The organism is Actinosynnema pretiosum (assembly GCF_002354875.1).
Classification (GTDB): domain Bacteria; phylum Actinomycetota; class Actinomycetes; order Mycobacteriales; family Pseudonocardiaceae; genus Actinosynnema; species Actinosynnema auranticum.
Window position 1 is genome coordinate 1,269,101 of sequence record NZ_CP023445.1, and the last position, 22,880, is coordinate 1,291,980.

Consider the following 22,880-nt stretch of genomic DNA (forward strand, 5'->3'; position numbering starts at 1 on the left):
GAGTCAAGCGGTCACCCGCTCGTGTCCGGTGTACACGTTCATCGAGTCTCCGCGCAGGAATCCGACGAGGGTCACGCCCTGCTCCTCGGCCAGGTCCGCCGCGAGCGACGAGGGGGCCGACACCGCTGCCAGCACCGGAACGCCCGCCATCGCGGCTTTCTGCACCAGCTCGAACGAAGCCCGCCCGGAGACCATGAGAACCGTACCGGTCAGGGGAATCCGGTCGTTCAGCACCGCCCACCCGAGGACCTTGTCGACCGCGTTGTGCCTGCCGACGTCCTCCCGCACGACCAGCGCCCGACCGTCTGCGGTGAACAGCCCCGCCGCGTGCAGTCCCCCGGTCGAGGCGAACACCTTCTGGCGTTCCCGCAGCTCGTCGGGAAGCGCGGTGAGCACGTCCACGTCTACCGTGGTCGAGTCCCCAGCGGGGGAGAAGCGGGTCTTGAGCTTGACCGCGTCCAGCGCGGCCTTGCCGCAGACCCCGCACGAGGAGGTGGTGTAGAAGTTGCGCTCGACCCCGACCTCCGGCGGCGGCACGCCCTCCGCGAGCGCCAGGTCCAGGACGTTGTAGGTGTTCTCCCCGTCCGGGCCGGTGCCCTCGCAGAAGCGCGCGACGGCGACGTCGGAGAGGTGGCCGATGACGCCCTCGCTGAGCAGGAAGCCGTGCGCGAGCTCCACGTCCTTGCCCGGCGTGCGCATGGTGACGGCGAGCGCCCTGCCGTTCACCCTCAGCTCCAGCGGCTCCTCGGCCGCCAGGGAATCGACCTTCCGACGTTCTGCCCGGCGCGAATAGGTCACCACTGGGCGACGAACTGTGACACGGCCCACCTGGAACTCCTTTCGCAGGCTAAGTTTCCCGTGGTTCGACACACAAGGTTACGGAGGTGATGAACAGTGGGGTTCCTCGACCGTTCGCGGACGGTGGCTTCGCCTGATTGGAACAGGTGGTTGGTGCCACCGGCCGCACTGTCAGTGCACCTGTCCATCGGGCAGGCGTACGCGTGGAGCGTATTCAAACCCCCGCTGGAGAAGGCGCTGGACCTCAACGGCACGCAGAGCGCGCTGCCGTTCCAGCTGGCCATCGTGATGCTCGGCCTGTCGGCCGCGTTCGGCGGCACGTTCGTCGAGCGCAACGGCCCGCGCTGGGCGATGTTCGTCTCCGCGTCCTGCTTCTCGACCGGCTTCCTGGTCGCGGCGCTGGGCGCGTGGACCGAGCAGTACTGGCTGGTTGTCCTGGGCTACGGCTTCATCGGCGGCATCGGCCTCGGCATCGGCTACATCTCGCCGGTCTCGACGCTCATGAAGTGGTTCCCTGACCGCCCCGGCATGGCCACCGGCATCGCGATCATGGGCTTCGGCGGCGGAGCGTTGATCGCCTCGCCGTGGTCCGCCCAGATGCTGAGCTCGTTCGGCAGCACCCCGCACGGGATCGCCACGGCGTTCCTGGTGCACGGCGTGGTCTACGCGGTGTTCATGACCCTCGGCGTCCTGCTGATCAGGGTGCCGCAGAGCCTGCCCGCGGCGGCCACCTCGGGCGTGTCCGCCGGTTCCGGCCAGGCAGGCGCGTCCGCCCCGGCGGTCAACGTCTCGGCCCGCAACGCCCTGCGCACCCCGCAGTTCTGGTGCCTGTGGATCGTGCTGTGCTTCAACGTGACGGCGGGCATCGGCATCCTGGAGAAGGCCTCGCCGATGATCCGGGACTTCTTCGCCGACACCGCGACCCCGGTCGCGGCCAGCGCCGCCGCGGGCTTCGTGGCGCTGCTGTCGCTGATGAACATGGCGGGCCGGATCGTGTGGTCCTCGGTGTCCGACATCGTGGGCCGCAAGAACATCTACCGGCTCTACCTGGGCGCGGGCGCGCTCGTCTACCTCGTGCTGGCGCTGTTCGGCGGCTCGTCCAAGCTGCTGTTCGTGCTCTGCGCGATGCTGATCCTGTCCTTCTACGGCGCGGGCTTCGCCACGATCCCGGCCTACCTGAAGGACCTGTTCGGCACCTACCAGGTCGGCGCGATCCACGGCCGCCTGCTGACCGCGTGGTCCACGGCGGGCGTGCTCGGGCCGCTGATCATCAACGCGATCGCGGACAGCCAGAAGGCCGCGGGCAAGGTCGGCCCCGACCTGTACTCGACCTCGCTGTTCATCATGATCGGGTTGCTCGTCGTCGGGTTCGTCGCCAACGAGCTGGTCAAGCCGGTCGCGGCCAAGTACCACGAGCCGGTTCTCCAGGAGGTCAAGTCATGAGCGGGACGACGGGAGAGCGGACCGACGCCGGGCAGACCGGGAACAAGCGGACCGCGCTGGTGGTCGTGTCCTGGCTGTGGGTCGGCGTGCCGCTGGCCTACGGGCTGTTCGAGCTCATCCGCAAGGTGACCGCGCTGTTCACTGGATAGGGGGACCGGCGGTGGACGGGTTATACGACGCGGTAGTCGTCGGCGGAGGCCACAACGGCCTCGTCGCCGCCGCTTACCTGGCCGGGGCCGGTCGTTCGGTCCTGGTGCTGGAGAAGCTGCCGCAGGTCGGAGGGGCCGCGGTCGGCGAGCAGGCGTTCACGGGCGTGCCTGCCCGCTTGTCGCGGTACTCCTACCTGGTCAGCCTCCTGCCCGATCGGATCACCACCGATCTGGGCCTGAGGCTGGAACTGCGCTCGCGCGCGGTGTCGTCCTACACGCCGGTGACCGGCGGGGCCGGACTCCTGGTCGAACAGGGGCCCGGCCCCGCCACGGCTTCCTCGTTCCGGGCCCTCAGCGGCTCCGAGGGCGACTGGGAGGCCTGGCGGGCGTGGTACGGCGAGGTCGCCGCGCTGGCGTCCGCGCTGGCGCCCACGCTGCTGGAGCCGCTGCCCTCGCGGGAGCGCGTCGAGCGCCTCGCGGGCGGGCTGTGGGGCCCGCTGTTCGAGCGGCCGATCGGCGAGGCGCTGCGGGAGCGGTTCGCGCACGACGTGGTGCGCGGGGTCGTGGCCACCGACGCCCTGATCGGCACGCACGCGTCGCTGGACGCGGACCTGGCGGCCAACCGGTGCTTCCTCTACCACGTGGTCGGCAACGGCACGGGGGAGTGGCGGGTGCCGGTCGGCGGCATGGGGGCGGTGACCGCCGAGCTGCTGCGGGTCGCCCGCGCCGCCGGGGCCGAGGTGGTGACCGGGGCCGAGGTGACCTCGGTGCGCGCCGACGGGCGGGTCGCGGAGGTCGGGTTCACCGACCGGGACGGGGTCGAGCGGACCGCCGGAGCCCGGTTCGCGCTGGTGAACGCGGCCCCGGCCGAGCTGGCGCGGTTGCGCGGGCTGCCGGTCGGACCGGTCGCTGACGGGTGCCAGCTCAAGGTGAACATGCTGCTGGAGCGGCTGCCGAGGTTCCGGTCCGGGGTGGACCCGAGGGCGGCGTTCGCGGGCACGCTGCACCTGGACGAGTCCTACAGCGCCCTGGAGGGCGCCTACCGGGACAGCGCGGCCGGGCTGGTGCCCGAGGTGCTGCCCGCCGAGATGTACTGCCACACGCTGACCGACCCGTCGATCCTCGATCCGGGCCTGGCCGGGCGCGGGTGGCACACGCTGACCCTGTTCGGCCTGCACACCCCGGCGCGGCTGTTCGACGGCGACAACGCCGGACTGCGCGAGCACCTGGTCGGCCGGTACCTGACCGCGCTCGACGAGCACCTGGTCGAGCCGATCGAGAGCTGCCTGGCCGTGGACGCCGACGGCCGCCCGTGCCTGGAGGCCCGCACGCCGCTCGACCTGGAGGCCGAGATCGGCCTGCCGCGCGGGCACATCTTCCACGGGGACCTGGACTGGCCGTTCGCCGAGCGCCCCGAGCAGGTCGGGACCTGGGGCGTGGAGACCGACGTCGACAACCTGCTGGTGTGCGGGGCGGGCGCCCGGCGCGGCGGCGGGGTCAGCGGGATCGGCGGGCACAACGCGGCCATGGCCGTGCTGGCCCGCCTGAACGGGACCGCCTGAACGGGACCGCCTAGCTCCGCCGCTCGATCAGCCGCGTCACCAGCCCGCGCGCCGAGGTCTCGTTGGCCCCCGAGGTCACCGAGACCTCCAGCCCGCCCTGCCTGGCCACCACGCTGGTCTGCACGACCTCGCCCGAGCCCCTCGTGGCCGCGTACGCCTGCTCGTGGAAGTCCGGCAGGTCCACCACCCGCAGCCCGTCGTCCTCGGCCGCCTTCCGGCCGCCGGCGAACGCCTCGGCGTCCACCCCGGACCGGAACCTGACCTCGGTCTCCACACCGCCCCGCGCGTACTCGCAGGTCAGCGTCTGGCCGTCGACGAACTCGCGGGGGTTGCCGAGCACCAGCCCCAGCGCGGGGCCGACCACGTCGGCGGGGGCGAACCGCGCGCAGTTCGCCCCGTTGGCCGCGCCGGTCGACGTGGGCCCCGCCGCCGTCGTGCCACCCGGCACGGGCTCCTGCCCACCCGTGCAGCCCGCGACCACGAGCGCCAGGGCCCACGCCGCCGACGCGCGCCTCACGCGATCTTCTCCAGCCGCAGCACGACCGACTTGGAGGTGGGCGTGCCGGAGATGTCCGCCGTGGACTCCAGCGGGATCAGCGGGTTCGCCTCGGGGAAGTACGCCGCGGCGCACCCCTTCGCCGTCGGGTACGACACGATCCGGAACTTCTCGGCCTTGCGCTCCACGGTCCCGCTCGGGTCCTCCGGCCACTCGCTGACCAGGTCGACCACCTCGCCGTCCCGGAAGCCCAGCGAGACGAGGTCGTCCGGGTTGACGAACACCACGCGCCTGCCGTCCTTGACGCCGCGGTAGCGGTCGTCCAGGCCGTAGATCGTGGTGTTGTACTGGTCGTGGCTGCGCATCGTCTGGAGCATCAGCCTGCCCTCGGGCACCGGCAGCACGGTCAGCTCGTTGGCCGCGAACTGCGCCTTGCCGCTCCGGGTGCCGGTGAACTCGCGGGCGTCGCGCGGCGCGTGCGGCAGCACGAACCCGTCGGGCTGGCGCACCCGCCGGTTGTAGTCCTGGCAGCCGGGCACGACGTTCGCGATGTGCTCGCGGATGACGTCGTAGTCCTTCTCCATCTCCTCCCAGCGCACCGGGTGCTCCGGGCCGAGCAGCGCGCGGCCGAGCCTGCACACGATCGAGATCTCGGACAGCAGCTGGTCGCTGGCCGGGGTCAGCCTGCCGCGCGAGCGGTGCACCACGGACATCGAGTCCTCGACGGTGACGAACTGCTCGCCGGTGTGCTGCACGTCCTCCTCGGTGCGGCCCAGCGCGGGCAGGATCAGCGCGACCTGGCCGTGCACGGCGTGCGACCGGTTGAGCTTGGTGGAGACCTGCACGGTCAGCGCGCACTGCCGCAGCGCCGCCTCGGTGACGCGGGTGTCCGGGGTGGCCGACACGAAGTTGCCGCCCATCGCGATGAACACCTTGGCCTCGCCCGCGCGCATCGCCTTGATGCCCTCGACGGTGTCGTGGCCGTGCTTGCGCGGCACCTCGATGCCGAACTCCTCCTCCAGCGCGACCATGAACTTCTCCGGCATCTTCTCCCAGATGCCCATGGTCCGGTCGCCCTGGACGTTGGAGTGGCCGCGCACGGGGCACAGGCCCGCGCCCGGCTTGCCGATCATGCCGCGCGCCATGATCACGTTGCTCAGCTCGCGGATGGTCGCGACCGAGTGCTTGTGCTGGGTCAGGCCCATCGCCCAGCACATGATCGTCGCGTTGGACTCGGCGACCATGCGGGCGAACTTCTCGATCTCGGCGCGGGTCAGGCCGGTCGCGCCCAGGATCACGTCCCAGTCGATCTCGCGGACGCTCTCGGCGTAGGCCTCGAACCCGTCGGTGCTGTTCTCGATGAAGTCCTTGTCGATCGCGTCCCACGCCAGCAGCAGGTGCCCGACCGCCTGGAACAGCGCCTGGTCGCCACCGAGCTTGATCTGCAGGAACTCGTCGGTGAGGGCGGTGCCCGAGCCGATCAGGCCGCTCAGGTTCTGCGGGTTCTTGAAGCGCAGCAGGCCCGCCTCGGGCAGCGGGTTGACCGTGACGATCTTCGCCCCGGCCTTCTTCGCGTCCTCCAGGGCGGAGAGCATCCGCGGGTGGTTGGTGCCGGGGTTCTGGCCCACCACGACGATCAGCTCGGCCTTGGTGAAGTCGTTGATGCTCACCGAGCCCTTGCCGATGCCCGTGGTCTCGGACAGCGCGGCGCCGGAGGACTCGTGGCACATGTTGGAGCAGTCCGGCAGGTTGTTCGTGCCGAACGAGCGGACCAGCAGCTGGTAGGCGAACGCGGCCTCGTTGCTGGTGCGGCCCGAGGTGTAGAACAGCGCCTGGTCGGGGTCGTCGAGCGCGTTGAGGTGCTCGGCGACCAGCTCGAAGGCGGCCGTCCAGGAGATGGGCTCGTAGTGGGTGGCGCCCTGGCGCAGCACCATGGGCTCGGTGAGCCTGCCCTGCTGGCCCAGCCAGTAGTCGGTCTTCTGGGCGAGCTCGGCGACCGGGTGGGCGGCGAAGAACTCGCGCCCGGCGCGGCGGCGGGTCGCCTCCTCGGCGACGGCCTTGGCGCCGTTCTCGCAGAACTCGGCCAGCTTGCGGTGCCCCTGCGGCTCCGGCCAGGCGCACCCTGGGCAGTCGAACCCCTCGCGCTGGTTGAGCAGCCGGAGTGTGGTGACGGTGCGCGTGACGCCCATCTGCTCCACGCCCCGGCGCAGCGACACCGCCACACCGGGAATGCCAGCGGCCCACTGCTTGGGGCCGGTGACTTCCAGCTGGGACTCGTCGACGTCGTGCAGCGGTGGCCTGGTGGTCATGGGCCCATTGTCACTTCCGACCAGGACCATTGTCACTCGCGGGGCCGGGATTGGTTTCCTGCTCGGGGCAGCCCGACAGCGCCTCGGTCACCCGGTCGAGGTCGAAGTGCCGGAGCGTGACCGGTCGGGGATTCCGGGTAACGGACTCGGCCGAACGGCCTCGGACCGAGTGCGCCGGCGCGAGGTGGTCGCGGCCGTGCGCCTCGCACTGCACCGAGTAGGCGTAACCCGTGCGGGTCTCCCGCCACAACTGCTCGTGGTCGGCGTCCTCCCCCACGAGGAGGTGCTCGGCCTTGTGCCTGACCAGCGAGACCACCTCCACGGGCGAGCGCACCCCGTCCGGGCGCACCTCGGCGCGCGTCGAGCCGGTCGCCCTCGGCGCGACCGGCGGCAGCGCCTGGTCGCCCGCGAGCTTGGTGAGCACCGCGTCTGCGTGCACGCCCAGCTCGACCGCCGTGCGCGCGTGCTCCCGGCAGGTCGTGGAGAACAGCGCCAGCGCGGGCTCGGCGTCGTGGCCGAGGAGCGCCCGCCGGTCCAACCGGGAGGCCACCGGCAGGGCGCGCACCCGGTCGCAGGTGTTGGTGACCTCGTCCGCGGTGAGCCCGGCCAGCGTTCGGCCTCGGGCGGCACGATGCCCGCCGCGCCCCCGGCCCAGTCCTCGGCCGGGGTCCCCCGGAAGGGGGGGTCGGGGTCGTCCCGGTAGTCGGCGGGCACCCCCTCGCCGAGGACCCCGGCGGCTCCCACCAGCCGTCGGCGGGCCCGAGCGCGTGCCGGGCCGACGGCACGCCCGCGGACGCGACCAGCGCGAGCGCCACCAGCGCGGACAACACCCGGTGGTGGCGCCCCGGACCCCGGCGCGCGGGCGCCCGCCGTCCCCCGACCGCGTCCGGGGTCGGGCCCGAGGGGGCGGTCGTGGCCGCGGTGGTCGCTAGACGCACTGCCTCCCCTCGTCCAAGCTGACCGACATGCCCTGGTCGAAGTAGCGCTCGTGCGGCGGTGCCGAGGTCGCGGGCGCTTCGAACCCGGTGTCGCGCTCGGAGTAGTAGGGGGCGATGAAGCCCTCCCTCGCCTTGCCGCAGGCCATGGAGTACGTGTAGCCCTCCATCCGCCTGGGCCACGTGCCCTGGCTGCCCTGGGCGTAGTCCGGCCCGGAGACCGTCGTGTAGTCCGCCTTCATCCTGGTCACGACCACGACGTCCATCGGGTTCACCACGCGGTCGTCGTCCTCGAACGCGAAGGCGTAGGCGACCAGGTAGTCGGTGCCGACCGTGAGCAGGCCGTCCTCGTCGAGCCGCGCGGCCATCGAGCCGGTCACCTTCGGCTCGACCGGGAGCAGCGCGAACTCGCGCGCCGCCCTGGTCGCGTGGCTGACCGCGTTCGGCGTGGTCAGGTCGGCGCGCACGTCCTGGCGCACGTCCGGCGCGAACAGCGCCAGCAGCGGCTCCACGTCGTGGTCGACCAGCACCTTCCGGTCGAGCCTGGCGGTGATCAGGACCTGGCGCGTGCGCTCGTAGGCCGCCGCCACCTCCTCGGCGCTGTAGGGGCCCACTGGCGCGGCCTGCGGGGCGGTGACGCCCGCCGCGCCGTCGGCCCAGGTCGTGGCGGGCGTGCCCGCGAACGGGGCGGCCGGATCGACCCGGCGCCAGTCGTCCACGGTCGTGACCGGCGTGGCGGATGTGGTCGTGGCCCCGGCCGACCCGGCGGCCGTCGTGGTCCCGGCCTGCGGCGTCCCGGCCTGCGGCGTGGTCTCCCGCATCCACAGCGCCGCCCCGGCGGCGACCACCAGCGCCAGCGCCGCGCACCCGGCCTTCGCGCCCCGCGAGCGCAACCGCGCCCGCCTGCGCTCCCGCCGGGAGCGGGCGAGCGCCTGGCGCACCCACGGCTCGTCGGTGTTGAGGTCGGGATGGTCTTCGAAGCCCTGCACGTTCCCCCCGGTTCCGGATAGCTCGTTCACTCGATCGGCGTAGCCTGAGGCGGTGTTACGGGGGTCGCAGCCGGTGACGACAGCTCCTGGCTGGGTGAATTCCCCAGTGACGGTCAGGGGAGGGGGCGGCGCTGGCTGCACCCGCCTCCACCTGCGTGGACGCCTACCCGCAGCGCTGCGTCACCCTCGGTGGCGATCACCGCGCGTCGGCGGGCCGGGTGACGCTTCCGGGTGCGCCTGACCGGAAAGCGTGCATCCGGGTCCGGGGCGCCGGGTATCTGGTTCGAGCCCGCGGTGTCGTTCTTCGTAGACTTCCGGGCGTGACTGAGAAGCCCTCCGCACCCCAGCGTCCCGAACTCCCGCCGGCGTGGAACCCCGCCGAGGTAGAGGCGGGGCTCTACGAGCGGTGGGTCGAGCGCGGGTACTTCACCGCCGACGCGGACAGCGACAAGCCGCCCTTCACCATCGTCCTGCCGCCGCCCAACGTCAACGGCAGCCTGCACATGGGCCACGCCCTCAACCACAGCGTCATGGACGCCCTGTCCCGGCGCCGCCGGATGCAGGGCTACGAGGTGCTGTGGCTGCCCGGCACCGACCACGCGGGCATCGCCACCCAGACCGCCGTGGAGCGCGCGCTCGCGAGCGAGGGCGTGTCCCGGCACGACCTGGGCCGCGAGAAGTTCGTGGAGCGGGTCTGGGAGTGGCGCGAGGAGGTCGGCGGTCGCATCCTCGGCCAGATGCGCCGCCTCGGCGACGGCGTCGACTGGTCCCGCGTCCGGTTCACCATGGACGAGGGCCTGTCCCGCTCGGTGCAGACCATCTTCAAGAAGCTGTTCGACGACGGCCTCATCTACCGCGCCGAGCGCATCATCAACTGGTGCCCGCGCTGCCAGACGGCGCTGTCGGACATCGAGGTCGACCACTCCGACGACGACGGCGAGCTGGTGTCCATCCGCTACGGCGAGGGCGACCGCTCGATCGTCGTGGCGACCACGCGCGCCGAGACGATGCTCGGCGACACCGCCGTGGCCGTGCACCCCGAGGACGAGCGCTACCGGCACCTGGTCGGCACCGAGGTCGAGGTGCCGCTGACCGGCAGGTTCGTGCCCGTCGTCGCCGACGAGCACGTGGACCCGGAGTTCGGCACCGGCGCGGTCAAGGTCACCCCCGCGCACGACCCCAACGACTTCGAGATCGGCCAGCGGCACGACCTGCCCGCCATCACCGTCATGGACGGCCGGGGCAACATCACCGCGAAGGGCCCGTTCGAGGGGCTGGACCGGTTCGAGGCGCGCCCTGCGGTCGTGGCCGCGCTGCGCGAGCAGGGCCGGATCGTCGCCGAGAAGCGCCCGTACCAGCACAGCGTGGGCCACTGCTCGCGCTGCGACACGGTCATCGAGCCGCGCCTGTCCATGCAGTGGTGGGTCAAGGTCGAGCCGCTGGCCAGGGCCGCCGCCGAGGCCGTGCGCGACGGCCGCACCACCATCCACCCGCCGGAGCTGGCCAAGCGCTACTTCGACTGGGTGGAGAACCTCAACGACTGGTGCATCTCGCGCCAGCTGTGGTGGGGCCACCGCATCCCGGTCTGGTACGGCCCGAACGACAAGATCGTGTGCGTCGGCCCCGACGAGGAGCCGCCGTCGGGCGAGGGCTGGACGCAGGACGAGGACGTGCTCGACACGTGGTTCTCCTCGGGCCTGTGGCCGTTCTCCACGCTCGGCTGGCCCGCGCAGACCGCCGACCTGGCGAAGTTCTACCCGACCAGCGTGCTGTCCACCGGCTACGACATCCTGTTCTTCTGGGTCGTCCGGATGATGATGTTCGGCCTGTACGCGATGGACGGCAAGCAGCCGTTCGACCACGTGTTCCTGCACGGGCTCATCCGCGACGCGCACGGCAAGAAGATGTCCAAGTCGCGCGGCAACGGCATCGACCCGCTGGACTGGATGGACTCCTACGGCGCCGACGCCACCCGGTTCACCCTGCTGCGCGGGGCGAACCCCGGCTCCGACCTCGCGCTCGCCGAGGAGTGGGCGGCCGGGTCCCGCAACTTCACCACGAAGCTGTGGAACGCCACCCGGTTCGCGCTGGGCAACGGCGCGAACGTGGAGCGCCCGCTGCCCGACCGGTCCGAGCTGACCGACGTCGACCGCTGGGTGCTCGACCTGCTCGACGGCCTGATCACCGAGGTGGACGCCCAGTTCGAGGCGTTCCAGTTCTCCCGGATCAGCGACGCGCTCTACAAGTTCACCTGGGACGAGTTCTGCGACTGGTACCTGGAGCTGGCCAAGGTCCAGATCGCCGAGGGCGGCGAGCGGGCCGAGTCCACCCGCCTGGTGCTCGGGCACGTCCTGGACAAGCTGCTGCGGCTGCTGCACCCGCTGACCCCGTTCGTCACCGAGGTGCTGTGGACCACGCTCACCGGCGGCGAGTCGCTGGTGGTCGCCGAGTGGCCGAAGGCGAGCGGCGCGCAGGTCGACGCGGGCGCGGCGCGGCGGGTGGAGGGCGTGAAGAAGCTCGTCACCGAGATCCGCCGGTTCCGCTCCGACCAGGGCCTCAAGCCCGGCCAGAAGGTCGGCGGCGCGGTGCTCGGCGCGGACGAGGTCGACCTGGCCGGTCTGGTCGAGTCGGTGCGCTCGCTCACCAGGATGACCGCGCCGGGCGAGGGCTTCACCGCCTCGGTGTCGCTGGACGTCGGCCTGCCCGGCGGCACGGTGAAGGTGGAGCTGGACCTGTCCGGCGCCGTCGACGTGGTCGCCGAGCGCAAGCGGCTGTCCAAGGACCTCGCGGCGGCGCAGAAGGAGCAGGCCCAGTGCCAGGGCAAGCTCGGCAACGCCGCGTTCACCGCGAAGGCGCCCGCCGACGTGGTCGCCAAGATCCAGGGCCGGTTGGAGGCCGCGAGCGCCGAGATCGAGCGCATCAACGCCCGCCTGGCCACACTGCCGGAGGCGTGATGTCGTTCGAACCGGGGGCGCTCGGCATCCTCAGCGTGGTCGAGGCGGAGCTGGACAAGCGCTGGCCCGAGACCAAGATCGAGCCGAGCCTCGACCGGATCAGGGCGCTGGTCGACGTGCTGGGCGAGCCGCAGAAGGCCTACCCGGTGATCCACGTCGGCGGCACCAACGGCAAGACGTCGACCGCGCGCATGGTCGAGGCGCTGCTCACGCGCGTCGGCCTGCGCACCGGCCGCTACACCAGCCCGCACCTCCAGCTGGCCACCGAGCGGATCAGCGTCGACGGGGCGCCGATCAGCCCGGAGCAGTACGTCGAGGCGTACCGGGACGTGAAGCCGTACGTGTCCATCGTGGACTCGCGCGGCGACGTGCCGATGAGCAAGTTCGAGGTGCTCACCGGCATGGCGTTCGCGGCGTTCGCGGAGACGCCGGTCGACGTGGCCGTGGTCGAGGTCGGCCTCGGCGGCTCCTGGGACGCCACGAACGTGGCCGACGGGCGGGTCGCCGTGATCACCCCGATCGGGATCGACCACGTCGAGTTCCTCGGCGACGACCTGGCGGGCATCGCGGAGGAGAAGGCCGGGATCATCAAGCCCGGTTCCACCGTCGTGCTCGCGCAGCAGCGGCCGGAGGCCGAGCAGGCGCTGCTGCGCCGGGTCGCCGAGGTCGACGCGACGGTGGCGCGGCAGGGCTCGGAGTTCCTGGTGCTGCGGCGCGACGTCGCGGTCGGCGGCCAGATGCTCACGCTGCAGGGCCTGGGCGGTGTGTACGACGAGGTGTTCCTGCCGCTGCACGGCGCGCACCAGGCGGCCAACGCGTCGCTGGCGCTCGCCGCCGTCGAGGCGTTCTTCGGCGCGGGGCCGCAGCGGCAGCTCGACGTGGAGGCGGTGCGCGAGGCGTTCGCGGGCGTCGAGTCGCCGGGCAGGCTGGAGCGGCTGCGCGCCGCGCCCGCCGTGCTGGTCGACGCCGCGCACAACCCGCACGGCGCCGAGGCGCTGGCGAAGGCGCTCGACGAGGAGTTCGGCTTCCGCAGGCTCATCGCGGTCGTCGGCGTCATGTCCGACAAGGACGCCGTCGGCATCCTGACCGCGCTGGAGCCGAGGGTGGCCGAGGTCGTGCTGACCCAGAACTCCTCGCCGAGGGCCATGGACGCCGATCACCTGGCGGGCGTGGCGCTGCCGATCTTCGGCGAGGACCGCATCGTCGTGCAGCCGAACCTGGCCGACGCGATCGAGGACGCGGTCCGCATGGCGGAGGACACCGAGGACGGCCTGGTGTCCGGCGGAGGCGTCATCGTGACCGGCTCCGTGGTGACGGCGGGCCAGGCCCGCGCCCTGTTCGGGAAGGAACCGGCATGACGACCCCGGCGGCCCCGGCGCCAGCCCCCAAGAAGGACCCGATGAAGTCCTTCCGGGGCATCATGGCGGGAACCCTGATCCTGGAGGCCATCGTCACCGCGCTGGCCCTGCCGGTGGTGGCGAACCTCGGCGGCGGCGTCAGCACCGGCACCGGCTACCTGGTGCTGGCCCTGATCCTGGCGTTCGTGGGCACCTGCGCGCTGCTCAAGCACCCGTGGGTCGTCTGGCTGATCATCGCGCTGCACGTGGTGATGGTCGCCGGCATCGTCCTGATGACGGCCCTGGGCGCGGTCGGCATCATGTTCAGCCTGGTCTGGGCCTACCTGCTGTGGCTGCGCCACGACGTCACCAAGCGCATGGCCGAGGGCCGCCTGCCCAGCCAGCAGCAGGCCGCCCAGGCCCAGGCCGAGCAGGCGGCAGCCTGGAAGTCCGGCGAACAGCCGAAGCCTTAGCCGTAGCCGAAAGCCCTCACGATCGCCGCGCACCGGACTTCGGTGCGCGGCGATCGGCGTCTTCGGGGCGGTGATCGGTGCTCCGTGACCGTGCTCGGCAACCTGTGTTCTCCGGGTGCTCGGCAACCGGTGTTCTCCGGGCGCTCGGCAGCCTGCGTTTCCGGGTGTCCGGCAACCCGCGTTCCCGGGCGTGCGGGAACCCGGTGGAATCCCTCACCTGGCTTGCGCCCCGCGGAGAGGGCTCTCTAGTGTTCCGCTACGGCTCTTCACGGAGTCGCGGGGAACCACCGCTTGGACCGGGTCGACCGGCCCCTTCCGCCTCGGTGGACGCAGCGGCCTCGGGCTCCGTGGGGAGCCCTCGTCCTTCGGACGACGGCCACCAGGGCTGCCCGGTGATGAGCGAGTCCTGTCCCAGGACGGTGAAACCGCGGCCGAGCATCCGCCCGAGCGGGTCCCGGTGCACCTGGTGCAAGCACTCCACCAGGTACTCGTCGCTGTGGTTCCCGTACTTGTCCGGGGTAATCGCCGCGTTGAACATCCCGAGGTAGAGGTCCGCGGCTTGAAGGCCGTCCCGATCGGCCGCTCCCCTGACGGTGATCTTCGACGTCGCGAGCCGCCACGAAAAGCCGTCGTGGGGGGAGAGCGCGCCGATGTGCTTTAGCGTCGTGGGGTGGTCGTGCCCTCGGGTGTGGGAGATTTCCGCTATTACCCGCCGGTGTCCGCCGGGCCACGTCCGGGCGGCCACCGCGATTCGCTCGAACAGCAGTTGGGTGGTCCTGGTGTAGGTCAGCGCGGCGTCGCCGTGCACGTCCGACGCGGGGGCGAGCGCCCGCTTGTCGACCAGGACGTAGATCAGTTGGACGCCGGGCACCTCGGACAGGCTCTTGGCCGCGTGGCGACGCCGGTCGTGGTTGCGCGCGCGCAGGTGGTCCGCCCAGTGCAGGGCGTGGCCTTCCGGGATGCCGAAACCGGTTCGCAGTTCCCGGACGGTCCGGCGGAGTTCGTGGTCCAGTTCGTCCGGGACCAGCACGGCGCACAGGCCGAACAACCGGGAAGCCGAGGGGCCGAACCCGCGATCGCCGGTCTCGTCGACATACGCCCGGAGTGCCGGTGTGGTCGGGTTGACTTGGTGCATTGAACCGTTGCTCCCGCACTTCTTCTCCGGGGCATAGCCCTTAGTGCGGGAGACTATAGAGCGCTCTGCGTCGCTACGTCACCTTGGTAGGTGACCATCTAAAGAGGGCACAATGGGGTGCATAGCCACCCTTATGGAGCAAAACTTGCGCTAAAGGGTGAAATTTAGCTGGTTATTCTCTCGGTTCAGGAATCACCGGTGAACCCCACCCTGCGCCCTTCGGGGGAGTGGGAGCGCTCTCGCCACGTTATCCATCGGAGCGGGGTCACTGTCCGCTTCGTGGGCGCGAGACCGCGCGACCCGACGCGCACGTTCCCGACGCCTCGCCTGTTCGGCGCGTTCACCCCGTTGTCGCCTGCGCCCACTGCGCACGAGGGGCACGAGCGAAGGCGTGGTGAACTGGCGGACGCCTCTGAAGGCGAGCGCGGTCGGGGTCGCCGGGGGACTGGCGCCCGGTGTGGCCCTGACGCGCGGTGGGTGGCCCGAGCTGACGCGCGGGGTGCACTCCGGCGACGTGTCGTGGGACGGCGGACCGGTGTGGGCTCGGGCCGATCGGGCCTCGCGGATGGTGGCCGAGCTGTCGGCCGACCCGGACTTCCGGCGGGCGCGCGTGGTGCGCGGTCCGCTGCTGACGCCGGACACCGGCGGCACCGGCAAGGTCCGGTTGCGCGGGTGGCCGCCCGACGGCCGCGTGTGGCGCAACACGACCACTCCGGCGGGGCCGAGGTCGCCAGCACCCTGGACGGGTGCCGGGGCCGGTTCGCGCGCACCGTGCTCGACCCCGAGGTCCGCGAGTTCACCGCCTCGATGCACTCGTTCGTGCAGTGGGACGACCACGGGGTCGTCAACAACCGGTACCCCGGCGAGATCCTGGACCTGCCGCAGTGCACCGAGAAGCGCGTTGACGTGCTCGCCGCGTGGGCGTTCCGGGCGTTCCACGAAGGAGACGCCAACACCTCCCCGCGCGACAAGGCCGGGCGCGTGCTGGGGACCGCGCAGGCCCGCTGGGTGGTGGACGCGCTCGACCGCGGCACCGCCACCTGGAAGATCATCGTCGCCGGGTGCGCAACACCGCGTGACTGCGGGACACGACCGGCAAGTCGCTGTGGTCCACGCCCCTGCAACCGCAACGCCGCTGCCCCGAAGCGAACCACCCCAAGCAGACGACCCGAAGCGAACCACCCCAAGCAGGTGGTCCGAAGCAGACGACCCCAAGCGGGTGACGTCCCCCGCCCCCGGCCCGGAGCCCTCCGGCCCGGAGCCCCCCCCGACCCAGTGCCCCCACCGGGCCGGGGCGCGCGCGGCACCCCGAACCTCCTGCAAGTCTTTTCCACCGCTCGGCCCTTGTCGCCCCCACCGCACCGTGATGCGCTGCCCCTGTCCCGGTGGAGCCGCCGGGCGCAGCCGCAAGAACTTGCGACAAGGAGGTCGCGGTGCGTCGGTCCGTCGCCGCGCTCATCGCGCTGGTCCTCGTCCAGCCCGCAGCCGTCACCCACCAGGCCCAGGCGCAAGCGGCCCCGGAAGCCGGAGCTCGCTTGGCCGTCGGCAAGACCACCGACCTCCCACCGGGCGCCCGCGCCGGCGACCAGGCCCTCGCCAAGGACGCCCTCCGCGACGCCCCCACCGGCGAGCGCTTCTACTTCGCCCTCCCCGACCGCTTCGCCAACGGCGACCCGTCGAACGACCGCGCCCACACCGGCGGCGACCGCGCGCAGCACGGCTTCGACCCCACCGACAAGGGCTTCTACCACGGCGGCGACCTCAAGGGCCTCCAGCAGCAGCTCGGCTACCTCGACGACCTCGGCGCCACCGCCCTCTGGCTCACCCCGGTCTTCCGCAACCGCTGGGTCCAGGGCGCGGGCCCCGACGCGTCCGCCGGCTACCACGGCTACTGGACCACCGACTACACCTCGCTCGACCCGCACTTCGGCACCACCGACGACATGCGCCGCCTCATCCGCGACGCGCACCGCCGGGGCATCAAGGTCTTCTTCGACATCGTCGCCAACCACACCGCCGACGTCATCGACTACGCCGAGGGCGCCCACGACTACGTCAGCTCCAAGGCCGTCCCCTACCTGGACCGCGAGGGCAACCCGGTCGACGTCGAGAAGCTCGCGGGCAGCCCCGACTTCCCCGACCTCGACCCGGCCACCTCGTTCCCGCACACCCCGGTCCCCGACCCGGCCCACCCGAAGAAACCGGACTGGCTCAACGACCCCGCGCTCTACCACAACCGCGGCGACTCGACGTTCAGCGGCGAGTCCAGCCTGCAGGGCGACTTCTCCGGCCTCGACGACCTGATGACCGAGCACCCCCGCGTGGTCGCGGGCATGAAGCAGGTCTTCACCCACTGGATCGACACCCTCGACATCGACGGCTACCGGGTCGACACCGTCAAGCACGTCAACACGGAGTTCTGGCAGGCGCTCGCCCCGTACGTGCGCTCCTACGCCGCGCAGCGCGGCAAGCCGGACTTCTTCGTCTTCGGCGAGGTCTTCGACTCCGACCCGGCCACCACCTCGCGCTTCACCACCGATGCGGGGCTCCAGTCGGTGCTGGACTTCCCGTTCCAGTCCGCCGCGCTCGACTTCCTGTCCGGGCGCGGCGCGACCCGCCTCGGCGACGTCCTGCTCGCCGACGACCGCTACACCGACGCCGACTCCAACGCCTCGTCGCTGCCCACGTTCCTGGGCAACCACGACCTCGGCCGCGTCGCCCACCTGCTGCGCCAGAACCGCCCCGACGACACCGACCTGCTCGACCGCCTCAAGCTGGGCAACACCCTGCTCCAGCTGTGGCGCGGCAACCCGGTCGTCTACTACGGCGACGAGCAGGGCTTCGCGGGCACCGGTGGCGACAAGGACGCCCGCCAGGACCTGTTCGCCAGCGCCACCCCGTCCTACGCCGCCGAGCGGCTGATCGGCGCCACGCGGACCGGCGCCGACGACAACCACGTCCCCGACCACCCGCTGTACCGCCAGCTCGCCGACCTGGCCCGCTTCACCGACTCCGACCCGGTCTGGCGCGGCGGCAACCAGGTGCTGCGCCGCGCCGAGGGCGACGTGATCGCGTTCAGCCGCTTCGACCGCCGCGCCCAGGTCGAGCACCTCGTCGTCGCCAACGCCGGGACCGCGCCGCGGACCCTGGACGTGCCGGTCGGCTCGACGGCGCTGCGCCAGGTGTTCCCCGAGCCCGGCCCCACCGCCACCCGAGGCGCGGACGGCGCGGTCCGGGTCACCGTGCCGCCGCTGTCCGCGCTGGTGCTGCGCGCCACCGGCAAGGCCGTCGCCACCAAGCCCGCGCCGACCCTGGTCATCCCGGCCGAGGGCGCCGCCCTGGACGAGCGGGTCGAGCTGCGCGCGGACGGGATCACCTCGCCCTACGCGCAGGCCACGTTCGCCGCCCGCGTCGACGGGAGCCCGGAGTGGACGGTGCTCGGCACCGACGACGCCGCCCCGTACCGGGTGTTCGCCGACCTCGCCGCGCTGCCGGGGGCCGCCGCGGGCAAGGGCGTCGAGGTGCGCGTGGTCGCCAAGGACGCGGCCGGGCGGATCGGCGCGGACGGCGTGCGGTTCGCCCTCGTGCCCGCGCCGCCGGTCCCGCAGCCGCCCACCGGGAGCCCGGACTGGCTGGTCGTGCACTACGCCCGCCAGGACGGCGACTACACCGGCTGGGGCCTGCACGCCTGGGGCGACGTCGAGTCCGAGCCGACCTGGCAGGAGCCGCTGCCGTTCGCCGGTGAGACCCCGTACGGCCGGTTCGCCTGGGTCAGGCTCAAGCCCGGCGCCCGGCAGGTCGGGATCGTCGTGCACCGGGGCGACGAGAAGGACACCTCGGCCGACCGGTTCGTCGACCCGTCCACGTCCCCGCAGGTGTGGCTCGCGCAGGGCGACCCGGCGGTTCACCCGAACGAGGCCGCCGCCACCGGACGGGTGCTCGTGCACCACCTCGGCGACACCGCAGGCCGCGCGGTGCGCGCGGGTGGCGCCGAGGTCCCGTTCACCAACGGCGTCGCCGCCCTCCCCGCCACCGGCCCGGTCGACTTCACCGTGCTGCGCGACGGGACCGCCGAGGCCACCGGCCGCACCGACGGCCAGGCGTGGGTGCGCGACGACCGGGTGTTCCCGTCCCTCGCGGCGGCCGAGAACCGCGCCGTCATCCACTACCACCGCCCGGACGGCGACTACGCGGAGTGGACCCTCTACCACTGGACCGGGTCGGCCGAGCCCAGTCCGGGGTGGAACCAGTCCCGACCGCCGGACGGGGACGACGGGTTCGGCGTCCACTGGTCGGTGCCGCTGGCGCAGGGCGCGCCCGGCCTGTCCCACATCATCCACCGCGGCGACGCCAAGGACCCCGGAGCCGACCAGTTCCTCGACGTCACCGGCACCGGCCACGAGGTGTGGTTCGCCTCCGGGTCGGCGAAGCCGGACGGCTCGGCGTCCTACGTGCTGCCGCCCTCCGGAGGTGACGCCGTGGAAGACGACCTGACCAGGTCGAAGGCCGCCTGGGTGCGGAAGGACCTGGTGGTCTGGGACGTGCCCGTGATCGCCTCGGACGGCTACCGGATCGAGTACGGCGGCAAGGTCCTGCGCCTGGAGCCCAGCGCCGAGGCCGTGCCGGGGGACTTCCCGCACCTGCGCGGCAAACCGGTGTTCCGGGTCCGCGACGTCCACCGGGTGGACGCGGCGCTGCGCGGCGGCGCGCTGTCCGCCGTGCACGTCGACGCGGCCGGGACGCTGCGGCACCGCACCGGCGTCCAGCTCGCGGGCGTCCTGGACGACCGGTTCGCGCCCGCCGCGACCGCGCTCCCCTACGGCCCGGCGTTCGACGGCGACCGTGTCACCACCCGCCTGTGGGCCCCGACCGCCTCACGGGTGCGGCTGCGCCTGTTCGACGCCCCCGAGGGCGACCCCGCCGAGGTGCTCGACCTCGCCCGCGACGACGCCTCCGGCTCCTGGTCCGGCTCCGGGGACTGGAAGAACCGCTTCTACCAGTACGAGATCACCGCCGCGGGCCGCACGGTCGTGGTCACCGACCCGTACTCGGTCGCGCTCGCGGTCGGCTCCACGCACTCCCAGTTCGCCGACCTCGCCGACCCGGCCACCGCCCCCGAGGGCTGGTCCGCCGAGGTCGCGCGCGGCCTCGGCGCCAACCCCGTCGAGCACGGCATCACCGAGCTGCACGTGCGCGACTTCTCCATCGGCGACGACACCGTCCCCGAGGCGGACCGGGGCACCTACCGCGCGTTCACCCACCGCGACTCCACCGGCATGGGGCACCTGCGGCAGCTCGCCGAGGCCGGGCTGGACACCGTGCACCTGCTGCCCACCTTCGACATCGCCACCATCCCCGAGCGCCGCGCCGACCAGCGCGCGCCCGACTGCGACCTGCCGTCCCTGCCGCCGGACTCGCCGCGCCAGCAGGAGTGCGTCGCCGCGACCGCCGCCGACGACGGCTTCAACTGGGGCTACGACCCGCTGCACTACAACACCCCCGAGGGCTCGTACGCCACCGACGCCGCGCAGACCGGGGCCGCCCGCTCCCGCGAGTACCGCGAGATGGTGCGGTCCTTGCACGCCAACGGGAACAAGGTCGTGCTGGACGTGGTCTACAACCACACCGCCGCGTCCGGCGACGGGCCGGGCTCGGTGCTGGACAAGGTCGTGCCCGGCTACCACCACCGGTTCGCCGACGACGGCTCGATCGCGAACTCCACCTGCTGCGCCAACACCGCGCCGGAGAACGCCATGACGGGCAAGCTCGTCGTGGACTCGGTGGTGTGGTGGGCCAGGACGTACAAGGTCGACGGCTTCCGGTTCGACCTCATGGGCCACCACCCGAAGGCGAACCTGCTGGCCGTGCGCGCCGCGCTGGACGCGCTCACCCCCGAGCGCGACGGCGTGGACGGCCGCTCGATCCGGCTCTACGGCGAGGGCTGGGACTTCGGCGAGGTCGCCGGGAACGCCCGGTTCGAGCAGGCCACCCAGGCGAACCTCGCGGGCACCGGCATCGGCACGTTCAGCGACCGGCTGCGCGACGCGGTGCGCGGCGGCGGCCCGTTCGACGAGGACCCGCGCGTGCAGGGCCTGGGCACCGGGCTCGCGGGCGACCTCAACGGCTCGCCCGCCAACGGGGACGTGGCCGCGCGGCTGGCGAACTACAGCGACCTGGTGAAGCTGGGCATGGCGGGCAACGCGGCCGGGTTCCGCTTCCGGTCCACCTCCGGCGGCGAGGTCAGCGGCCGGGACGTGCCGTACAACGGCTCGCCCGCGGGCTACGCGGGCGTCCCGGCGGACGTGATCAGCTACGTGGACGCGCACGACAACGAGACCCTGTTCGACGCCCAGGTGTTCAAGCTGCCGCCGTCCACGCCGATGGCCGACCGGGTCCGGATGCACCGCGTCGCCCTCGCGCCCGTCCTGCTCGGCCAGGGGCAGCCGCTGCTGCACGCGGGCAGCGAGTTCCTGCGCTCGAAGTCGCTCGACCGCAACAGCTACGACTCGGGCGACTGGTTCAACCGGTACGACCCGTCGTTGCGGGACAACGGGTTCGGCCGGGGCCTGCCGCCCGCGCCGGACAACGCCGACAAGTGGCCCTACTCCGCGCCGCTGCTGGCCGACCCGGCGCTCAAGCCCGCGCAGGCCGACCTGCGATCCGCGCTGGGGCACACCCTGGAGCTGCTGCGGCTGCGCGGGTCCTCGCCGCTGTTCACCCTGGGCGACGCGGCGCAGGTGCAGGCGAAGCTGTCGTTCCTGGCCGCCGAACCGGGCGTGGTCGTGGCGCACCTGGACGACACCGCCGGTCCCGACCGCGACCCGGCGCGCGACGGGCTGCTCGTGGTGGTCAACCCGTTCCCGGTGGAGAAGGAGGTCACCGCGCCCGTCGGCGGGTGGCGGCAGCACCCGCTGTGCACCGACCGCGCGGTGGTCGACGGCACGGCGGTGCGGGTGCCGCCGAGGTCGGTGGTGGTGCTGGAGCGCTAGCCCGCAGGCGTGGCCACGACGCCGGTCGGGCTCAGTGCTCGGCCAGCTCGACCCTGGAGCGGATCTCGTCGGTGCGCAGGATGCGGAACCCGTGGTGCTCGTCCAGCACCTTCACGAACCCGTGCCCGGTCTCCATGACGTACCCGCGCAGCTCGCCGTCCACCAGCTCCATCTCCTCCAGGGGCACCCACGGCGTCGCCACGAACGCGGCCACCGCCAGCGCCACGCCCACCAGCACGACCCCGGTCCGCCGCATCAGGAAGGTCACCGCCTCCTGCACCAGCCCCCGCATCCGCGCCCGCTCCACCAGCAGCACCAGCGCCGACAGCGCCACCGCGGCCACCGGCACCCACCACCGGTGGTAGGTGATCACGTGCGCGACCATCAGCGCGGGCAGCAGGGGCAGCGCCAGCGCGGCGACCTTGTCGCGGCGGCGGTGGGCCCAGGCGTACAGGACGAGCAGCGGCGACACCAGGATCAGCAGCGCGCTGCTGATCCGCGAGTCGGCCATGAACGTGCCGACGAACAGGCCGGGCGCGTCCTCCAGGTCCAGGGTGTGCAGCAGGGCGAACGCCACGTGCCAGTCGTAGTGGGACACCGCCAGCAGCCTCAGCAGCACGAACATCACCGCCGCGCCGGTCAGCGCGGTCGCCGCGTGCCCACCGCCGTGCCCGCCCCCGTGACCGCCGCCCCGCTCGTCCGTCCCGGTGTCCCCGCGCCCCGCGCCCTCAGCCGTCACGGCCGGTGACTATGCCACGGCGGTCCGCCGGATACGCTGTCGCCCACCACCCCCACCGAGCAAGGAGAACCACCGCCGTGAGCGAGCGCACCCTGGTCCTGGTCAAGCCCGACGGCGTCGAGCGCGGCCTGGTCGGCGAGGTGATCTCCCGCATCGAGCGCAAGGGCCTGAAGCTGGCCGCGCTCGAACTGCGCAACGCCGACCGCGCGACCGCCGAGCAGCACTACGCCGAGCACGAGGGCAAGGGCTTCTACGAGGGCCTGCTGGACTTCATCACCGGCGGCCCGCTGGTGGCGCTGGTGATCGAGGGCCCGCGCGCGATCGCGGCGTTCCGCCAGCTCGCCGGTGGCACCGACCCGGTCGAGAAGGCCACGCCGGGCACCATCCGGGGCGACTTCGGCCTGGAGGTCCAGTTCAACCTCGTGCACGGCTCCGACTCGGTCGAGTCCGCCGAGCGCGAGATCAAGATCTGGTTCCCCGCGCTCTGAGCCGCCGCTGACCGGCGCGCCCGCCAGCACCACGGCCCGTCCCGCAGTCCTGCGGGACGGGCCGTCGCGCGTTCCGCACCGGTG

Annotated in this window: 15 protein-coding genes and 2 pseudogenes; 10 read left to right on the forward strand and 7 right to left on the reverse strand. The window is 72.6% G+C overall.

Features of this window, described 5'->3' with window-relative positions; translation table 11 throughout:
* Nucleotides 1–3: 3 nt before the first annotated feature.
* Nucleotides 4–828, reverse strand: a complete 825-nt coding sequence (fdhD, locus tag CNX65_RS05770; RefSeq protein ID WP_096491832.1) for a formate dehydrogenase accessory sulfurtransferase FdhD — start codon at nucleotides 826–828, stop codon at nucleotides 4–6.
* Between the two features lie 66 nt (nucleotides 829–894).
* Between fdhD and CNX65_RS05775 the strand changes: the two genes are divergently transcribed.
* Genes CNX65_RS05775 through CNX65_RS05780 form a run of 3 tightly spaced genes read left to right on the forward strand, consistent with a single transcriptional unit; the run spans nucleotide 895 to nucleotide 3,952 of the window.
* Nucleotides 895–2,241, forward strand: coding sequence for an OFA family MFS transporter (locus CNX65_RS05775; RefSeq protein WP_096491833.1), 1,347 nt, complete (start codon nucleotides 895–897; stop codon nucleotides 2,239–2,241).
* Nucleotides 2,238–2,390: an MFS transporter small subunit gene (locus tag CNX65_RS35990; protein ID WP_177154528.1), complete on the forward strand. Its 153-nt coding sequence runs from the start codon at nucleotides 2,238–2,240 to the stop codon at nucleotides 2,388–2,390. Before CNX65_RS05775 ends, CNX65_RS35990 begins: the two co-directional genes overlap by 4 nt.
* An 11-nt stretch (nucleotides 2,391–2,401) precedes the next feature.
* On the forward strand, nucleotides 2,402–3,952 hold the full coding sequence (locus CNX65_RS05780) for a phytoene desaturase family protein (RefSeq protein WP_096491834.1): 1,551 nt from the start codon (nucleotides 2,402–2,404) through the stop codon (nucleotides 3,950–3,952).
* A 10-nt stretch (nucleotides 3,953–3,962) separates the two neighbouring features.
* On the opposite strand, the gene CNX65_RS05785 is transcribed toward CNX65_RS05780, so the two are convergent.
* The 4 genes from CNX65_RS05785 to CNX65_RS05800 all read right to left on the reverse strand — a co-directional run bounded on the left by CNX65_RS05785 (nucleotide 3,963) and on the right by CNX65_RS05800 (nucleotide 8,711).
* Complete coding sequence (locus CNX65_RS05785; protein ID WP_096491835.1) at nucleotides 3,963–4,469, reverse strand: hypothetical protein; 507 nt, start codon at nucleotides 4,467–4,469, stop codon at nucleotides 3,963–3,965.
* Nucleotides 4,466–6,757: an FdhF/YdeP family oxidoreductase gene (locus CNX65_RS05790; protein ID WP_096491836.1), complete on the reverse strand. Its 2,292-nt coding sequence runs from the start codon at nucleotides 6,755–6,757 to the stop codon at nucleotides 4,466–4,468. Before CNX65_RS05790 ends, CNX65_RS05785 begins: the two co-directional genes overlap by 4 nt.
* A 10-nt stretch (nucleotides 6,758–6,767) precedes the next feature.
* Nucleotides 6,768–7,322, reverse strand: coding sequence for a hypothetical protein (locus CNX65_RS05795; protein ID WP_096491837.1), 555 nt, complete (start codon nucleotides 7,320–7,322; stop codon nucleotides 6,768–6,770).
* A 363-nt stretch (nucleotides 7,323–7,685) separates the two neighbouring features.
* On the reverse strand, nucleotides 7,686–8,711 hold the full coding sequence (locus tag CNX65_RS05800) for a hypothetical protein (RefSeq protein ID WP_157767523.1): 1,026 nt from the start codon (nucleotides 8,709–8,711) through the stop codon (nucleotides 7,686–7,688).
* 290 nt (nucleotides 8,712–9,001) lie between these two features.
* On the opposite strand from CNX65_RS05800, the gene CNX65_RS05805 reads away from it, so the two are divergent.
* Genes CNX65_RS05805 through CNX65_RS05815 form a run of 3 tightly spaced genes read left to right on the forward strand, consistent with a single transcriptional unit; the run spans nucleotide 9,002 to nucleotide 13,445 of the window.
* Nucleotides 9,002–11,635 (forward strand): valine--tRNA ligase, encoded by a 2,634-nt coding sequence (locus tag CNX65_RS05805; RefSeq protein ID WP_096491839.1) that lies wholly within the window; start codon nucleotides 9,002–9,004, stop codon nucleotides 11,633–11,635.
* The gene (folC, locus tag CNX65_RS05810) at nucleotides 11,635–12,993 is read left to right on the forward strand and encodes a bifunctional tetrahydrofolate synthase/dihydrofolate synthase (protein ID WP_096491840.1); all 1,359 of its coding nucleotides are present in this window, start codon (nucleotides 11,635–11,637) and stop codon (nucleotides 12,991–12,993) included. Before CNX65_RS05805 ends, folC begins: the two co-directional genes overlap by 1 nt.
* Complete coding sequence (locus CNX65_RS05815) at nucleotides 12,990–13,445, forward strand: DUF4233 domain-containing protein (protein ID WP_096491841.1); 456 nt, start codon at nucleotides 12,990–12,992, stop codon at nucleotides 13,443–13,445. The genes folC and CNX65_RS05815 overlap by 4 nt, the downstream gene beginning before the upstream one ends.
* 256 nt (nucleotides 13,446–13,701) lie before the next feature.
* Here CNX65_RS05815 and CNX65_RS05820 read toward each other — a convergent pair whose 3' ends face one another.
* Nucleotides 13,702–14,580, reverse strand: coding sequence for a DUF3800 domain-containing protein (locus CNX65_RS05820; protein WP_096491842.1), 879 nt, complete (start codon nucleotides 14,578–14,580; stop codon nucleotides 13,702–13,704).
* Nucleotides 14,581–15,115: 535 nt separating this feature from the next.
* On the opposite strand from CNX65_RS05820, the pseudogene CNX65_RS38115 reads away from it, so the two are divergent.
* The 3 genes and pseudogenes from CNX65_RS38115 to pulA form a co-directional block, all read left to right on the forward strand.
* A pseudogene (locus CNX65_RS38115) lies at nucleotides 15,116–15,217 on the forward strand (alkaline phosphatase D family protein); the annotation flags it as partial.
* A 56-nt stretch (nucleotides 15,218–15,273) separates the two neighbouring features.
* A pseudogene (locus CNX65_RS38120) lies at nucleotides 15,274–15,462 on the forward strand (alkaline phosphatase D family protein); the annotation flags it as partial.
* A 551-nt stretch (nucleotides 15,463–16,013) separates the two neighbouring features.
* Nucleotides 16,014–21,569: a pullulanase-type alpha-1,6-glucosidase gene (gene pulA, locus CNX65_RS05830; protein WP_157767524.1), complete on the forward strand. Its 5,556-nt coding sequence runs from the start codon at nucleotides 16,014–16,016 to the stop codon at nucleotides 21,567–21,569.
* A gap of 31 nt (nucleotides 21,570–21,600) precedes the next feature.
* Here the strand turns inward: pulA and CNX65_RS05835 are convergent, their stop codons facing one another.
* Nucleotides 21,601–22,308 carry a hypothetical protein gene (locus CNX65_RS05835; RefSeq protein WP_157767525.1) on the reverse strand — a complete coding sequence of 236 codons (708 nt, stop codon included), beginning with the start codon at nucleotides 22,306–22,308 and terminating at the stop codon, nucleotides 21,601–21,603.
* 77 nt (nucleotides 22,309–22,385) lie between these two features.
* Here CNX65_RS05835 and ndk point away from each other — a divergent pair, with 77 nt between their 5' ends.
* A complete protein-coding gene (gene ndk / locus CNX65_RS05840; protein WP_096491844.1) occupies nucleotides 22,386–22,796 on the forward strand; it encodes a nucleoside-diphosphate kinase in 411 nt (136 codons plus the stop codon).
* The last annotated feature ends 84 nt before the right edge of the window (nucleotides 22,797–22,880 follow it).

Coding starts and splice junctions, on each gene's coding strand:
- CNX65_RS35990 (WP_177154528.1), top strand. CDS start 2,238: ATGAGCGGGACGACGGGAGAGCGGACCGACGCCGGGCAGACCGGGAAC.
- CNX65_RS05790 (WP_096491836.1), bottom strand. CDS start 6,757: ATGACCACCAGGCCACCGCTGCACGACGTCGACGAGTCCCAGCTGGAA.
- folC (WP_096491840.1), top strand. CDS start 11,635: ATGTCGTTCGAACCGGGGGCGCTCGGCATCCTCAGCGTGGTCGAGGCG.
- CNX65_RS05815 (WP_096491841.1), top strand. CDS start 12,990: ATGACGACCCCGGCGGCCCCGGCGCCAGCCCCCAAGAAGGACCCGATG.
- CNX65_RS05820 (WP_096491842.1), bottom strand. CDS start 14,580: ATGCACCAAGTCAACCCGACCACACCGGCACTCCGGGCGTATGTCGAC.